At 70.5% G+C, this 16,556-nt stretch carries 8 protein-coding genes, 1 tRNA gene and 1 rRNA gene; 1 reads left to right on the top strand and 9 read right to left on the bottom strand.

Annotated features, from left to right (window positions below; all coding sequences use genetic code 11):
- Positions 1-32: 32 nt before the first annotated feature.
- The 7 genes from ACF08F_RS31120 to ACF08F_RS31090 form a co-directional block, all read right to left on the bottom strand.
- Positions 33-554, bottom strand: coding sequence for a CinA family protein (locus ACF08F_RS31120; RefSeq protein ID WP_392301865.1), 522 nt, complete (start codon positions 552-554; stop codon positions 33-35).
- A complete protein-coding gene (gene pgsA / locus ACF08F_RS31115) occupies positions 551-1,225 on the bottom strand; it encodes a CDP-diacylglycerol--glycerol-3-phosphate 3-phosphatidyltransferase (protein ID WP_392301864.1) in 675 nt (224 codons plus the stop codon). Before pgsA ends, ACF08F_RS31120 begins: the two co-directional genes overlap by 4 nt.
- Positions 1,222-2,715 carry a 30S ribosomal protein S12 methylthiotransferase RimO gene (gene rimO, locus ACF08F_RS31110; RefSeq protein ID WP_392301863.1) on the bottom strand — a complete coding sequence of 498 codons (1,494 nt, stop codon included), beginning with the start codon at positions 2,713-2,715 and terminating at the stop codon, positions 1,222-1,224. Before rimO ends, pgsA begins: the two co-directional genes overlap by 4 nt.
- Before the next feature lie 120 nt (positions 2,716-2,835).
- Entirely contained in the window at positions 2,836-3,663 is an 828-nt protein-coding gene (locus ACF08F_RS31105; RefSeq protein ID WP_392301862.1) for a helix-turn-helix domain-containing protein, read from the bottom strand.
- 272 nt (positions 3,664-3,935) lie between these two features.
- Entirely contained in the window at positions 3,936-6,749 is a 2,814-nt protein-coding gene (locus ACF08F_RS31100) for a DNA translocase FtsK (RefSeq protein WP_392301861.1), read from the bottom strand.
- A 146-nt stretch (positions 6,750-6,895) separates the two neighbouring features.
- Positions 6,896-7,570, bottom strand: a complete 675-nt coding sequence (locus ACF08F_RS31095) for a two-component system response regulator (RefSeq protein ID WP_024758916.1) — start codon at positions 7,568-7,570, stop codon at positions 6,896-6,898.
- Between the two features lie 295 nt (positions 7,571-7,865).
- The gene (locus ACF08F_RS31090; RefSeq protein ID WP_392301860.1) at positions 7,866-13,349 is read right to left on the bottom strand and encodes a HAMP domain-containing protein; all 5,484 of its coding nucleotides are present in this window, start codon (positions 13,347-13,349) and stop codon (positions 7,866-7,868) included.
- Between the two features lie 269 nt (positions 13,350-13,618).
- Here ACF08F_RS31090 and ACF08F_RS31085 point away from each other — a divergent pair, with 269 nt between their 5' ends.
- On the top strand, positions 13,619-16,264 hold the full coding sequence (locus ACF08F_RS31085; RefSeq protein ID WP_392301859.1) for a SpoIIE family protein phosphatase: 2,646 nt from the start codon (positions 13,619-13,621) through the stop codon (positions 16,262-16,264).
- A gap of 118 nt (positions 16,265-16,382) precedes the next feature.
- On the opposite strand, the gene ACF08F_RS31080 is transcribed toward ACF08F_RS31085, so the two are convergent.
- Both ACF08F_RS31080 and rrf read right to left on the bottom strand, forming a co-directional pair.
- Positions 16,383-16,458, bottom strand: a tRNA-Thr gene (locus ACF08F_RS31080).
- A 5-nt stretch (positions 16,459-16,463) separates the two neighbouring features.
- Positions 16,464-16,556, bottom strand: a 5S ribosomal RNA gene (gene rrf / locus ACF08F_RS31075); the annotation flags it as partial.

The raw sequence follows: 16,556 nt of genomic DNA, 5'->3' as shown, positions 1-16,556 counted from the left end.
AGCGATGTCGTGTTCACTCAGGGCTGCAAACATCAATTCCCCCCGTTGTGTTCCGTATCCTGTGCCCGCGCATTTCCCGAGAGTTCCTCATGGAGCAGTTCCAACACGCTCCGTACAGTCTCTCTACGGATTTCCGCGCGGTCGCCGTTCAATCTCAACGAGACCACTTTCCCGGCCCCGGCGCACACTCCGGCCGGCCCGGCGACCGCCACGTAGACGGTTCCGACGGCCTGGCCGTCCTGCGGGTCGGGCCCCGCGACCCCGGTCGTGGAGATCCCCCAGTCGGCACCGAGCCGGGCCCGCACACCGGCCGCCATCTGCAGCGCGACCTCCGGATCGACAGCGCCGCGCTCCGCGAGAAGGGCCCTGTCGACGTCCAGCAGCTCGTGCTTGAGGACCGTGGCGTAGGCCGTGACCGACCCCCGGAAGGACGCCGAGGCGCCCGGTACGCCGGTGAGCTCGGCGGCCACCAGACCACCCGTGAGCGACTCCGCGGCGGCCAGCGTGTGACCACGCTCCGCGAGCAGCGCCAGCACCCGGGCGGCCTCGGTCATCGCGTCGCCGCCTCCGACCGCGCGGCCGCCCGCTCCTGGGCGAGGCCCTCGCGGCGCAGGACGATCGCCTGCCGCACGTAGTCCAGGCCGGTGACGACCGTCAGCACGACGGCCAGCGCCATCACCCAGAAGCGCAGGGTGGCCAGCGCTCCGGTGAGCATGAGCACGTACATGCCGACCGCCGTGCCCTGCGCGAGTGTCTTGATCTTGCCGCCGCGGCTCGCCGGGATGACCCCGTGCCGGATCACCCAGAACCGCATCAGGGTGATGCCCAGCTCGCGGGCGAGAATGACCCCGGTCACCCACCAGGGCAGGTCGCCCAGCAAGGAGAGGCTGATGAGTCCGGCGGCCATGATCGCCTTGTCGGCGATCGGGTCGGCGATCTTCCCGAAGTCGGTGACCAGGTTGTACGTACGGGCCAGGTGCCCGTCGAACACGTCCGTGATCATGGCCACCGCGAACGCCGCCCACGCCCAGGCCCGCCACGCCGGGTCGTGCCCGCCGTCCTGGAACAGCAGGATCACGAAGCCCGGCACGAGCACGAGCCGGATCATGGTGAGGATGTTGGCGATGTTCCACAGGCTGGCCTGGTTGACGGCCGCCGCGCCCAGCTTGCCGCGGGGCGCCGGCCTACCGGTCCCGCCCGTCGCGGATGCCGGGACTCCGGTCATCTGCCTGCCTCCTCGAAAAGACACTCGGCCACCAGGTCGACGCCTTCCGTGCCGACGACCTTCGCACTGACCATACGGCCCGGGGCCAGGTCAGGGCTCGTACCGTCGGCCGTGGTGAGGACCACCTGTCCGTCGGTCTCGGGGGCCTGGTGGGCGGCGCGGCCGATCCAGCCGTCCTCCTCGTCCAGGGTCTCGACGAGTACTTCCAGGGTCTCTCCGATCCGCTCCTCCGCGCGCTGTGCGGTGAGCTCCTCGGCGAGCCGGGAGAGGTGGGCGAGCCGCTCGTCGACGACGTCCTGGTCGAGCTTGTGCTCGTACGTGGCGGCCTCGGTGCCGTCCTCGTCGGAGTAGCCGAAGACGCCGATGGCGTCCAGCCGGGCGTGGGTGATGAAGCGTTCCAGCTCGGCGAAGTCCGCCTCGGTCTCGCCGGGGAAGCCGACGATGAAGTTGGAGCGGGCACCGGCCGTCGGGGCCTTGGAGCGGATGGTCTCCAGGAGCTCCAGGAAGCGGTCGGTGTCGCCGAAGCGGCGCATGGCCCGCAGCACGTCGGGGGCGCTGTGCTGGAAGGACAGGTCGAAGTAGGGCACGACCTTGTCGGTCGAGGTCAGGACGTCGATGAGGCCGGGGCGCATCTCGGCGGGCTGGAGGTAGCTGACGCGGACGCGCTCGATGCCGTCGACGGAGGCCAGCTCGGGCAGCAGGCTCTCCAGGAGGCGGATGTCGCCGAGGTCCTTGCCGTACGAGGTGTTGTTCTCGGAGACCAGCATGACCTCCTTCACGCCCTGCTCGGCGAGCCAGCGCGTCTCGTTCAGCACGTCCGAGGGACGGCGCGAGACGAAGGAGCCGCGGAAAGAGGGGATGGCGCAGAAGGAGCAGCGGCGGTCGCAGCCGGAGGCGAGCTTCACGGAGGCGACGGGGCTGGTGTCGAGCCGGCGGCGGAGCGGCGCGCGCGGGCCCGAGGCGGGCGCGAGGCCCTCGGGCAGGTCGGCGGGGGCGTCGACGGGCTCCTCGGCCGCGTCGCCGTGTCCGGGCAGGGCCACGGCCGCGGCGGCCTCCTGGCGCTCCACGGGGGACAGCGGCAGCAGCTTGCGCCGGTCACGCGGGGTGTGGGCCTCGACACTGCCACCGTTGAGGATGGTCTGGAGGCGGTTGGAGATGTCGGCGTAGTCGTCGAAGCCGAGGACGCCGTCGGCCTCCGGGAGGGCTTCGGCGAGCTCCTTGCCGTACCGCTCGGCCATGCAGCCGACGGCCACGACGGCCTGGGTCTTGCCGTGATCCTTCAGATCATTGGCTTCGAGGAGGGCGTCGACGGAGTCCTTCTTGGCGGCTTCGACGAATCCGCAGGTGTTGACGACGGCGACGTCCGCTTCCTCGGCGTTCTCGACGAGCTCCCAGCCGTCCGCTGCCAAGCGGCCTGCGAGCTCCTCCGAGTCCACCTCGTTACGGGCGCAGCCAAGAGTGACAAGGGCGACGGTACGGCGTTCGGGCATGGGCTCAAGACTACTTCGTCCCGGCCGTTCCCCCGTCGCGCAGGGTTCACCTGCGCGACAGAGGTCACATCACGGGGTCCGGGCGGCTCCGTACGGACCCGCCCGCCCGACCGGGACGGATCATCCGGCCTCGGGGTCGCCCTTGGTGTAGGTGAGCCGCTCGACCTGACCGGATTCGAACTTCTCTTCGACCTTCTTGCCGTTGACGTAGAGCTCGATCGCACCGGCGTTGCCGAGGACCAGGTCGACGCGCTCGTCGTCCTGGAAGGTCTTGGACTCGCCCTCCAGGAGGAGACCGTCGAAGAGCAGCTTCCCGTCCTCGGCCTTGGCCGAGATCCAGCTCTTGCCGTCGACGGCGGTGAGCTTGACCGTGACCTTGTCCTGCGGGACCGCGGCGATCGCGCTCTCGCTGGGCTTCGGGGCCACCGGCTTGACCGGCTTCGGCTTGGCGGCGGAGGTCGCCTTCTCCGGCGCCGGGGCCGGACCGCCGTCGGCGGTCGTGGTGCCCTTGGGTGCCTCGTTCCCGTCGAACATCGTGAAACCGACGAAGCCGACGACGGCGACGATCGCCGCGACCATCGCGGCGGTCCAGTTGGGCCGCCGCGGTTCGGGGCGGATACGTTCCGCCTCGAAGAGCGGGGCGGCGGGGGTGGGCGAGGGGCGACCGCCGTGGGCGGCGTCGTACTGCTCGATCAGATCGGCCGGATCGATGCCGACGGCGCGCGCCAGGGTGCGGATGTGCCCTCGCGCGTAGACGTCGCCGCCGCAGCGCGAGAAGTCGTCCTCCTCGATCGCGTGAACGATCGGGATGCGGACACGGGTGGAGGCACTGACCTCTTCGACGGTGAGACCGGCGGCGATTCGGGCCTGCTGGAGAGCGCGACCGATCGAGTCCCGGTCGTCTGCCGGGAACGTCCGGTCGTCTTCGGGGGAGTTGCCGATGGACACGAGAGCGCCTTTCGAGCGTGTAGCCACCTGCTGGACGTTCAGTCTATGGGTGGTACGAAAGGGTGGGGCAACCGGGCGGGTGCTGTTTGTACGCCATGAGGCTGGGACATCCTTCTGTCCCACCGTCCAACTTGACGTACGGCCAGGGGAAACGGTTGCCCCCGTTCCCTTACGAGTGAGTCTCGGCCCGGTCTCGATCGGGTACGCGGGCGCCGACCGGTCTCTCCGATGCCGACCGCCTACCCGCTCGCCCCTCCGCTACACCCCCGGACTCACCCCGACTCGCCCCGGATCACGGCCAGGACCTCGTCCAACTCGTCGGGCTTCACCAGCACGTCACGCGCCTTGGAGCCCTCGCTCGGTCCGACGATGTTCCGCGACTCCATCAGGTCCATCAGCCGGCCGGCCTTGGCGAAACCGACGCGCAGCTTGCGCTGGAGCATCGAGGTGGAGCCGAACTGGGTCGAGACGACCAGCTCGGCGGCCTGGCACAGCAGGTCGAGGTCGTCGCCGATCTCCTCGTCGATCTCCTTCTTCTGCTTGGTGCCGACGGTGACGTCGTCCCGGAAGACGGGCGTCATCTGGTCCTTGCAGTGCTGCACGACGGCCGCGACCTCGTGCTCGGTGACGAAGGCACCCTGCATGCGGACGGGCTTGTTGGCGCCCATCGGCAGGAACAGTCCGTCACCCTTTCCGATGAGCTTCTCCGCACCGGGCTGGTCCAGGATGACCCGGCTGTCGGCGAGCGAGGACGTCGCGAAGGCGAGGCGCGAGGGCACGTTCGCCTTGATGAGACCGGTGACGACGTCCACGGACGGCCGCTGGGTGGCGAGGACGAGATGGATGCCGGCGGCGCGGGCCAACTGGGTGATGCGGACGATCGAGTCCTCGACGTCCCTCGGCGCGACCATCATCAGGTCGGCGAGCTCGTCGACGATCACCAGGAGGTACGGGTAGGGGTTGAGCTCCCGCTGGCTGCCCTCGGGCAGCTTGATCTTCCCGTCCCGGATGGCCTGGTTGAAGTCGTCGATGTGCCGGAAGCCGAAGGCCGCCAGGTCGTCGTAGCGGAGGTCCATCTCCTTCACGACCCACTGCAGGGCCTCGGCGGCCCGCTTGGGGTTGGTGATGATGGGGGTGATCAGGTGCGGGATGCCCTCGTAGGCGGTGAGCTCGACCCGCTTGGGGTCGACGAGCACCATCCGGACATCCTCGGGCGTCGCTCTTATCATCACCGAGGTGATGAGGCAGTTGATGCAGGAGGACTTGCCGGAGCCGGTGGCTCCGGCGACCAGGATGTGGGGCATCTTCGCCAGGTTGGCCATCACGTAGCCGCCCTCGACGTCCTTGCCGAGCGCGACCAGCATCGGGTGGTCGTCGCCCGCGGCGTCCGCGAGCCGCAGGACGTCCCCGAGGTTGACCATCTCGCGGTCGCTGTTCGGGATCTCGATGCCGACGGCGGACTTGCCGGGGATCGGCGAGATGATCCGGACGTCCGGCGAGGCCACCGCGTACGCGATGTTCTTGGTCAGGGCCGTGATCTTCTCGACCTTCACGGCGGGACCGAGCTCGACCTCGTACCGCGTGACCGTCGGACCGCGGGTGAAGCCGGTGACGGCCGCGTCGACCTTGAACTCGGTGAACACGTTGGAGAGCGATTCCACGACGAGGTCGTTGGCCGCGCTCCGGGTCTTTCCGGGCCCGCCCCGCTCCAGCAGGTCCATCGACGGCAGCGAGTACGTGATGTCGCCGGAGAGCTGGAGCTGCTCGGCCCGGGGCGGCAGATCGGTCGGCTCGGGCGCCGGCTTCGTCAGGTCGGGTACGCCTCCGCCGCCCCGCTTGTCGCGACCACGCGCCCCGGGTACGGGCGCGGCGGGGGCGTCGGGCCCGGAGGTCTCCTCGGCGGCGGCCAGGGCGGCCTCGCGCTCGGCGGTGACGTCCCGGGTCAGGTCGGCGACGATCGGGGAGGGCGGCATGCCGTTGAGCACGGCCCCGTCGAGAGCGGCCGCCGCGGCCGCCGCGATGTCCACCGGGTCCATGCCGTGGCCGAAGGGCTCGGGCGCCGTGCCGCGCGGGGCCCGGCCGGCCCGCCGCTCCAGGAGCTCGGCCTCGGCCCGGTCGACGTCGTACGGCTCCGCCGGACCGGTCGCCCGGCGCCGGGTGGGGCGGACGGTCCGCGGCGGGGCCTCGCGCCACTCCTCGTCGTACGCCTCGGCCCCCTCGTACCCCTCGTCCTGCTCCGGGTCGTCGGCGGGTTCGACGAGGCCGAGCCGGGCACCGAGGGCGCGCAGGCGCTGCGGGATGGCGTTGACCGGGGTGGCGGTGACGACGAGCAGGCCGAAGATCGTGAGCAGCACCAGCATCGGTACGGCGAGGACCTCGCCCATCATGAAGACGAGGGGCTGGGAGGCGGCCCAGCCGATGAGGCCGCCCGCGTCGTGCATGGCCTCGGCGCCGTCGCCGCGGCCCGGTGAGCCGCAGGCGATGTGGACCTGGCCGAGGACGCCGATGACGAGGGCGGAGAGCCCGATGACGATACGGCCGTTGGCCTCGGGCTTCTCGGGGTAGAGGATCACCCGGACGCCGATCGCGCCGAGGAGCAGCGGCACCAGCAGGTCGAGCCGCCCGAAGGCCCCGGTGACCAGCATCTCGACGAGGTCGCCGACCGGGCCGCGCAGGTTCGACCAGGTGCCAGCGGCGACGATCAGCGCGATGCCGAGCAGCAGCAGCGCGAGCCCGTCCTTGCGGTGGGCGGGGTCGAGGCCCTTGGCGCCACGCCCTATCCCCCGGAACATCGCGCCGATGGCGTGGGCGAGGCCCAGCCAGACACCGCGGACGAGCCGGTAGACGCCTCCGGTGGGAGACGGCGCGGGGCGGGGCGGGGCCTTCTTCGCGGCGGTCTTCCGCGCGGGCGCGCGCTTGGCGGGCGCGGCCTTCTTGGCCGTCGCCTTCTTCGCGGGTTTGGCGGGCGGCTTGGCCGGCGACTTCGCGGGCGCCGCTTTCTTCGCGGCGGCCGTCGTCCGGCCGGCGCGCGGCTTTGCGGCGCCCGCCGTGCCCTGAGAACCCTTGCCGGACGTACGTGAAGCCATGATGCTGAGGTTACCGGTGAGGGGACGGGCTGTCCGCTCTCACCCGCCGGTAGGCGGACGGGTGTCCGAGTCACCCGATCGTGTCATCCCCGCCGGGGACCGGAGCTGACGCCGGGTCACGCCCCGCCACCCCGAGTGACGGTACGTCAGGTCTGGGCGGGAAGCGTCGGCGCGGCGCCCGTACCGGGCTCCAGGGCGTCCAGGGCGCGCCGCAGCCCGGTGAGCTTCCGCTCCAGGTGAGCGGCGGTGGCGACGGCCGCCGCGTCGGCGGAGTCGTCGTCGAGCTGCTTCGACAGCGCCTCCGCCTGCTCCTCGACGGCGGCGAGGCGGGCGGAGAGTTCGGCGAGCAGCCCGGCGGACTCCTTGCCGTGACCGCCCTCGCCGCCACCCTCCAACTGCAGCCGCAGCAGGGCGGCCTGCTCGCGCAGCTTGCAGTTCTTCATGTAGAGCTCGACGAAGACGGAGACCTTGGCGCGCAGCACCCACGGGTCGAACGGCTTCGAGATGTAGTCGACCGCCCCGGCCGCGTACCCCCGGAAGGTGTGGTGGGGGCCGTGGTTGATGGCGGTGAGGAAGATGATCGGGATGTCCCGGGTCCGCTCACGCCGCTTGATGTGCGCGGCCGTCTCGAAACCGTCCATACCCGGCATCTGGACGTCCAGCAGGATGACCGCGAAGTCGTCCGTCAGCAGCGCCTTGAGCGCTTCCTCCCCGGACGATGCCCGCACCAGCGTCTGATCGAGCGCGGAGAGAATGGCCTCCAGCGCCAGCAGATTCTCCGGCCGGTCATCGACCAGGAGGATCTTGGCCTTCTGCACCATGCCCCGTCCTCCTCGCCCCGGCAACGGCTCTCCCCGGCTCCCGTGACCGGGGGAAGCACCGGGTGCCGCCCCAGAAGACGACTCCCTAGCGCCGTCCGTCCTTGTGCCGGTCATCGTAGCCGCACCCCGCCCGTCGCCACACCCTGTCACCGCGATGTCACTGTGCACGTAGCAGAAACGCGGTGGGAGACCAGAAGGTTCCCCGTATCCCGCCCGCTCACACCCCCGTGGCGACACTCCGTCAGCGAAGCCCGGGGGGCCCGCGCGAACCGCCGCGCGGGCCCCCCGTCCGGAGTCACTCCCCGCGCATCCACTGCTCCATGACGGACAGCAGGTGGTCGGGATCGACCGGCTTCGTCACATAGTCCGAGGCACCCGACTCGATCGCCTTCTCCCGGTCGCCCTTCATGGCCTTCGCCGTCAGAGCGATGATCGGCAGCCCCGCGAACTGCGGCATCCGCCGGATCGCGGTCGTCGTCGCGTACCCGTCCATCTCCGGCATCATGATGTCCATCAGCACGACCGTCACGTCGTCGTGCTGCTCCAGGACCTCGATGCCCTCGCGCCCGTTCTCCGCGTACAGCACCGCGAGCCCGTGCTGCTCCAGGACGCTCGTGAGCGCGAAGACGTTACGGATGTCGTCGTCCACGATGAGCACCCGCTCGCCCGAGAAGTTGAAGGTCCGCCGGGGCTCGACCTCCGCCTCCGGCTCCGCCCGGTCCACGGCACCCGGCTGACCGGACTGCCCCGGCACGGCGGTCCGCGCCCCGGTCGCCTCCGCCGCGGCCTTCCGCCGGTGCCGGAACAGCGCCCCGGCCCCGGACCGCGCCTCGGTCCGTACGGGCGCCGGCGGGAAGTGCGGGAACGCGTGCACGGCCCCGGCCCCCTCCTCGGCCCCCTGCTGCGGATCCTCGGCGTCCGGCGCCCCCTGCCCGTACCCGTGCGACGGCAGCTCCGTCGGGCTCAGCGGCAGGTACAGCGTGAACGTCGAACCGCGGCCCGCCTCGCTCGCCGCGAAGATCTCGCCGCCGAGCAGCCGCGCGATCTCCCGGCTGATCGACAGCCCCAGACCCGTACCGCCGTACTTCCGGCTGGTCGTGCCGTCGGCCTGCTTGAACGCCTCGAAGATGACCCGCATCTTGCTCGCCGCGATCCCGATGCCGGTGTCCGTCACCGAGAACGCGATCAGATCGGCCTCCGGGTCGCGCAGCGAACCCGCCTCCAGGAGCTGCTCGCGGATCGACTGCGGCACGTCCGCGTTGGCCGGCCGGATCACCAGCTCCACCGCACCCGAGTCGGTGAACTTCACCGCGTTGGACAGGAGGTTGCGCAGCACCTGCAGGAGCCGCTGCTCGTCGGTGTGGAGCGTGGCCGGCAGCTCGGGCGAGACCCGCACCGAGAAGTCGAGCCCCTTCTCCGCCGTGAGCGGCCGGAAGGTCGCCTCCACGTAGTCGACGAGCTGCACGAGCGCGATCCGGGTCGGCGAGACGTCCATCTTGCCCGCCTCGACCTTCGACAGGTCGAGGATGTCGTTGATCAGCTGGAGCAGGTCCGAACCGGCACCGTGGATCGTCTCCGCGAACTCGACCTGCTTCGGCGTCAGATTGGTCTCGGCGTTGTCCGCGAGCAACTTGGCGAGGATCAGCAGCGAGTTGAGCGGCGTGCGCAGCTCGTGCGACATGTTCGCCAGGAACTCCGACTTGTACCGCATGGAGACGGCGAGCTGTTCGGCACGCTCCTCCAGGACCTGCCGGGCCTCCTCGATCTCGGTGTTCTTCACCTCGATGTCCCGGTTCTGCCGGGCGAGCAGCTCCGCCTTCTCCTCCAGCTCCAGGTTCGAGCCCTGGAGCTCCTTCTGCCGGTGCTCCAGCTCGGCCGAACGCTCCTTGAGCTGCTCCGTGAGCTCCTGCGACTGCTGCAGCAGCACCTCGGTCTTGGTGTTGACGCTGATGGTGTTGACGGTGGTCGCGATCAACTCGGCGATCTGGTTGAGGAAGTCCCGCTGGATCTGCGCGAACGGCTGGAACGAGGCCAGCTCGATCACCCCGAGGACCTTGCCCTCGAAGAGCACCGGAAGCACGATCACATGCGCGGGCGAGGCCTCCCCCAGCCCCGAGGAGATCTTCAGATAGCCCGGCGGCACGTTGACCTGGATGGTCCGCTTCTCCTCGGCCGCCGTCCCGATGAGCGTCTCGCCGGGGCGGAACGAGGTCGGCATCGACCCGGTGGAGTACCCGTAACTCCCGCGCATCCGCAGCTCGTACGAGCCGTCGCCCTCGCCGACGAGTTCGGCGTCGCTGTGGGCGTGCCCGGTCGGCATGGCGACGAAGAAGGCGCCGTGCTGCGCCGAGACCACCGGCGTCAGCTCGCTCATGATGAGCGAGGCGACGTCGTCGAGGTCCCGGCGGCCCTGCATCAGACCGGAGATGCGGGCCAGGTTGCTCTTGAGCCAGTCCTGCTCGTCGTTGGCGAGGGTGGTGTCGCGCAGGTTGGCGATCATCGTGTTGATGTTGTCCTGGAGCGCCTGGATCTCACCGGCCGCGTCCACACCGTCGATCTTGACGTTGAGGTCGCCGCGGGTCACCGCGGTGGCGACGGCCGCGATGGCCCGCACCTGCCGGGTCAGGTTCCCGGCCATCTCGTTCACGGACTCGGTGAGGTCGCTCCAGGTGCCCTCCACGTCCCGGACCCGGGCCTGGCCGCCGAGCTGCCCGTCGGTGCCCACCTCGCGGGCCACGCGCGTGACCTCCTCGGCGAAGTTCGACAGCTGGTCGACCATCGTGTTGATGGTGTTCTTCAGCTCCTGGATCTCACCGCGCGCATCGATGTCGATCTTCTTCGTCAGGTCGCCCTTGGCGATGGCGGTGGTGACGGCGGCGATCTGCCGCACCTGACCGGTGAGGTTGTCGGCCATCGAGTTCACCGACTCGGTCAGGTCCTTCCAGGTGCCGGAGACACCCGGAACCCGCGCCTGACCGCCCAGTTCGCCCTCCGTACCCACCTCACGCGCCACACGCGTGACCTCGTCCGCGAAGGACGAGAGGGTCGTCACCATCGTGTTGACGGTCTCGGCGAGTTCGGCGACCTCGCCGCGCGCCTCGACCGTCACCTTCTTCGTCAGATCGCCGTTGGCGACGGCCGCCGAGACCCGGGAGATGTTCCGCACCTGACTCGTCAGGTTGTTGGCCATCAGGTTGACGTTGTCGCTGAGGTCCTTCCACGTACCCGTGACACCGCGTACGCGTGCCTGGCCGCCGAGGATGCCCTCCGTACCCACCTCGCGGGCCACGCGCGTGACCTCGTCCGCGAAGTTCGACAGCTGGTCGACCATCGTGTTGACGGTCGTGACCAGCTCCAGGATCTCGCCCCGGGCGTCGACCGTGATCTTCTTGGAGAGGTCGCCCATCGCGACCGCGGTCGTGACCTCGGCGATGTTCCGCACCTGGATGGTGAGGTTGTTCGCCATGAAGTTCACCGACTGGGTGAGGTCCTTCCAGGTGCCGGAGACCCCCTGCACCTCGGCCTGACCACCCAGGATGCCCTCGGTGCCCACCTCGCGGGCCACCCGGGTCACCTGCTCGGCGAAGTTCGAGAGCTGGTCGACCATCGTGTTGAGGGTGTTCTTCAGCTCCAGGATCTCGCCCCGGGCGTCCACGTCGATCTTCTGCGACAGGTCACCACGGGCGACCGCGGTGGCGACCTGCGCGATGTTGCGGACCTGGGTCGTCAGGTTCCCGGCCATGCCGTTCACCGAGTCCGTCAGGTCACGCCACACGCCGGCCACACCCGGCACCTGCGCCTGCCCGCCGAGCCGGCCGTCAGTACCCACCTCGCGGGCGACCCGGGTCACCTGGTCCGCGAAGGCGGAGAGCTGGTCGACCATCGTGTTGATGGTGTTCTTCAGCTCCAGGATCTCGCCCCGGGCGTCCACGTCGATCTTCTGCGACAGGTCACCACGGGCGACCGCCGTCGTCACCTGCGCGATCTGCCGCACCTGCGAGGTCAGGTTGCCGGCCATGAAGTTCACGGAGTCGGTGAGCTCGCGCCAGCGGCCGGAGACGCCGTCCACCCGCGCCTGCCCGCCGAGCCGGCCCTCGGTGCCCACGTCCCGCGCCATCCGCGTCACCTGGTCGGCGAACGACGACAGCTGCGACACCATGGTGTTGACGGTGTTCTTCAGCTCCAGCATCTCGCCGGCCACGTCGACCGTGACCTTCTGCGACAGGTCACCGTTGGCCACCGCCGTCGTCACCTGCGCGATGTCCCGCACCTGACCCGTCAGGTTCCGGAAGGCCGTGTTCACCGAGTCGGTGAGGTCCTTCCACGTCCCCGCGGCCCCCGGCACCTCGGCCTGACCACCGAGCAGACCCTCGACACCGACCTCCCGGGCGACCCGGGTCACCTCGGAACCGAAGGCCGACAGCTGGTCGACCATGGTGTTGACGGTGTTCTTCAGCTCCAGCATCTCGCCGGCCACGTCGACCGTGACCTTCTGCGACAGGTCACCGTTGGCCACCGCCGTCGTCACCTGCGCGATGTCCCGCACCTGCGTGGTGATGTTCCGGAAGACGGTGTTGACCGAGTCGGTCAGGTCCTTCCACGTCCCCGCCGCGCCCGGCACCTGCGCCTGACCGCCCAGCAGACCCTGCGCGCCGACCTCCCCCGACACCCGGGTCACCTCGTCGGCGAACGTCCGCAGCGTCTCGGTCATCTGGTTGATCGTGTCCGCGAGCTGCGCGATCTCACCGCGGGCGGAGACCCGCACCTTCTGCGACAGGTCGCCGTTGGCGACCGCAGTCGTCACCTCGGCGATCCCTCTCACCTGATTGGTGAGATTTCCCGCCATCGTGTTGACGGAATCGGTGAGGTCCTTCCACACACCCGCGACCCCGGCCACCTCGGCCTGACCGCCGAGCTCGCCCTCCGTACCCACCTCACGGGCCACACGCGTGACCTCGGAGGAGAACGACGACAGCTGGTCCACCATCCGGTTGACGGTGTTCTTCAGCTCCAGCATCTCGCCGGCGACGTTTGCCGTGACCTTCTGCGACAGATCACCGTCCGCGACCGCCGTCGTCACGAGCGCGATGTCCCGCACCTGGGCCGTCAGCCGGTTCGCCATGGTGTTGACCGAGTCCGTGAGGTCCTTCCAAGAACCGGACACCCCACGCACCTGCGCCTGCCCGCCCAGCTTGCCGTCCGTACCCACCTCGACGGCGACCCTCGTCACCTCGGAGGCGAACACCGACAGCTGGTCGACGAGGTTGTTGGCGGTACGCGCGACCTTGAGGAACTCCCCGCGCAGCGGCCGAACGGCCCCGTCCGCACCCTCCGAACGCAGGTCCATCCGCTGGTCCAGGTCACCCTCGGCCACCGCCGACAGCACCCGCCCCACCTCGGACACCGGCCGGGCCAGATCGTCGACCAACGCGTTGGCGGCCTCGATCGCCGCGGCCCAGGCACCCTCGGTCGGCCCGGCCTCCAGCCGCTCGGACAGCTTGCCCTCGCGCCCGACCACCCGACGGACCCGCGACAGCTCCCCTGTCACGTGCATCTGCCGGTCCGCGACCTCGTTGAACACGGCGGAGATCTCCGCCATGACCCCGTCGCCGGACACCGTGAGCCGCTTGCGGAAGTTCCCGTCCCGCATCGACACCAGCGCGGCCAGCAACCGCTCCAGCGATGCCTCGTCCACCTGGACCGTCCCCCCACGAGGACGCCCGCCCCTCGCGCGCGTGCCGCTCCCGCCGCCACGCCGCGCCGCCGTGCCAGACTCCACCGTGTCCCTCCCGAAAGGGGTCGACCGTACGCTTCCGGCTCTCGCCGATAGCCTGCCCAGTGTTTCACCGCGACCGAACCAGGCGATAACAGTTCGGCAGCTTCGCACAGCGTCCCCATCTCCGGAGGACGGAAACTGCGACGACCGGCATCCGCGCGGACAGCGAAGGTAAGTAACCTGGCATCCGGCTGTCCAACCACCCCGGTCCGCCCGGCGGGGTCGGTGTGGTGCGCGCACGACCACCGGGCAGTGGGAGGGACAGACCGAGCATGGCAGAGCCGGGCGTCGAAACGCGTACGAGGAGTGCTGTGATCACCGCGCGGGCGACTGCCAGCTTCGAGCCCGTCGGGCGGTCCGTCGCGGCCGCCCGCGCGTTCGTCAGGGACACCCTCCAGGGCTGGGGACACTCCGAGCTGGTCGACGACGCCGTCGTCCTGACCAGCGAGCTCGTCACCAATGCCGTCATCCACGCCGGCACCTCCGCCGAGGTCCTCTGCCTCCGCTCCGAGGACAGCATCCGCGTCGAGGTCGCCGACCAGTACCCCGAGCGCGAGATCCCCGTCCAGAGCGGGCGCACCCTCGCCAACCCCGACCGCGAGAACGGCCGGGGCCTGCTGCTCTGCGCCGCCCTCGCCCACCGGTGGGGCGTCGACTACTCCCCCACTCGCAAACACGTCTGGTTCCACCTCGACCTCCCCCAGCGCCCGGTGGGCACCCGCTCCGCCGGCCCCGTCCTCCCCGACGCCCTCCTCCCGGCCGCAGAGACCCGCGTCCGCGTCGCCGTCGCCCAGATCGACCGCGGCGGAGTCGTCACCGCCTGGAACGAGGACGCCGCCGAGCTCTTCGGCTACGAGGCCGACCAGGTCACCGGCAAGCCCCTCGGCGACTTCGCCGCCTGGCCGCACACCCCCGGCATCGGCACCGGCCTCGCCGAGGCTCTGCGCCTCTCCCGCTGGGAGGGCAGCTACGGCATCCGCTGCGCCGACGGCCGCGTCGTCCCCGTCTACGCGTCACACCTCCGCGTCCGCGACTCCCAGGGCGAACCCTCCACCGTCTGCCTCCTCGTACGGGAGCACGAGCGGGCCATCCTCCAGACCCCGCAGCGCCCCGCCGCCGAGCCGGGCTCCGAGAGCCGCACGGCGGACCCCTTCGAGGTCTTCATCGGCTCTCCGGCCCCCGACGACCTCGACGGCCTCCTCCAGCGCACGGTCGAGCGCGCCCGAGACATGCTCGACGGAGACGCCGCTTTCCTCCTCCTGGCCACGGACGACGAGACCGAGCTCGAGGTACGGGCGACCACGGGCCTCCCGGCCGCCCGCCAGCGCTTCGCCCGCGTCCCGGTCGAGACCGGCGCCAGCCGCTACGGCTCCGCCCGCATGCCCGCGGTCCACGAGGACCTGGCCGCCGTCCCCGGCGCCGTCCCCCTCCTGGAAGCCACCGGCATGCGCTCGGTGGTCACGGTCCCGCTCAAGGTCGAGGGCCGGCTCACCGGCTCCCTGGGCGTCGCCGCGGAGTCCCCGAACCGCTACTCCAACGAAGAGGCCCTCCGCCTCCAGTTCGCCGCCGACCGCATCGCCCTCGCGGTCGAGTCGGCCCGCCTCGGCGAGCTCGAACGCCTCCGCCGCGGCTCCCTCAGCTTCCTCGTCGAGGCCTCCGACCTCCTCGCCGGCACCTTGGACCGCGACCAGACCCTGGCCCTGATGGCCCAGATGACGGTCCCCACCCTCGCCACCTGGTGCGCGGTCTACACGATCGCCGACCAGGCCTCCGACCCGTACCTCTCGTACGTGCTCCACGAGGACGAGGACCGCATCGACGGCCTGAAGGAGCTGCTCTCGTCGATCTCCCCGCCCGACCCGGTGCCGACGCCCGGTGCCCGGGTGTGGACGGCCCCCGGGGACGCGGCGCACCGAGCGGCGCTCTCCGCCTCGGTCCGCGCCCTCGACCACCCCACGAGCCCGCTGTCCTCCGGCATCGACACGACCCTGGCCACCGCGAGCACGGTCGCCGGCGAGACAGTCGTCCTGCCGCTGGTCGCCCGCAACAGGGTCATCGGCATGCTGACCCTGGGCAGGCCCTCCGAGGACCACTTCCGCCAGGAGATCCTGGAGCTCGCCGAGGACCTCTCGCGCCGAGCGGCCCTGGCCCTGGACAACGCCCGCCTGTACTCGGAACGCGTGGCGATCAGCCAGTCCCTCCAGCGCAGCCTCCTCCCGCCCGGCCTCCCGGACATCCCCGGCGTCGAGGTCGACGTCATCTACCGTGCGGCCGGCGAGGGCAACGAGGTGGGCGGTGACTTCTACGACCTCTTCCCGATCCGCGACGGCGCGTACGGATTCGCCATCGGCGACGTCTGCGGTACGGGCCCGGAGGCCGCGGCCGTCACCGGCCTGGCCCGCCACGCCCTGCGTCTCCTGGCCCGCGAGGGCTTCGGCGGCCCGGCGGTCCTGGAGCGGCTCAACGCCGCGATCCTCGACGAGGGCGCACGCAGCCGCTTCCTCACCCTGCTCTACGGCGAGATGCGCCCGCAGGAGGACGGCTCGGCGATCCTGAAGGTCGTCTGTGCCGGTCACCCCTTGCCCCTGCGCCTACGTCAGGACGGCACGGTCGAGCCGGCGGCCGAGCCGCAGCCCCTCCTCGGCGTCATGGAGGACCTGGAACTCTACGAGCAGACGATCACGCTCGATCCGGGCGACGTCCTCCTCTGTGTCACGGACGGAGTGACGGAGCGCCGTGAGGGCACCCGCATGCTGGGCGACGACGGCCTCGCCGAAGTGCTCCGGACGTGTACGGGCCTGACGGCCGGCGCGGTCGCCTCCCGTGTCCTCCGCGCGGTCGAACGCTTCGCCCAGGCCCCCGCCTCCGACGACATGGCCATCCTGGCGATGCGTCTCCGCGAGCCTGACCCCCGCTGACACACCAAGGCGGCCCCTGCACAGGGGCCGCCACGACCGCGTCCTCTCCGATCTCCCGACACTCCAGAGGCCGGCAAACACAAAAAGGCCCCCGCCAATGGCGGGGGCCTTTTCTTTGTGGAGCCCTTTAACGGAATCGAACCGTTGACCTTCTCCTTACCATGGAGACGCTCTACCGACTGAGCTAAAAGGGCGGGTTGTTCGGCGGCGTCCTACTCTCCCACAGGGTCCCCCCTGCAGTACCATCGGCGCTGAAAGGCTTAGCTTCCGGGTTCGGAATGTAACCGGGCGT

This window comes from Streptomyces sp. NPDC015130, assembly GCF_043080005.1.
In the GTDB taxonomy this organism is placed as follows: domain Bacteria; phylum Actinomycetota; class Actinomycetes; order Streptomycetales; family Streptomycetaceae; genus Streptomyces.
The sequence above is the reverse complement of the archived record's forward strand: the minus strand, read 5'-3'. Positions and strand labels throughout refer to the sequence as shown.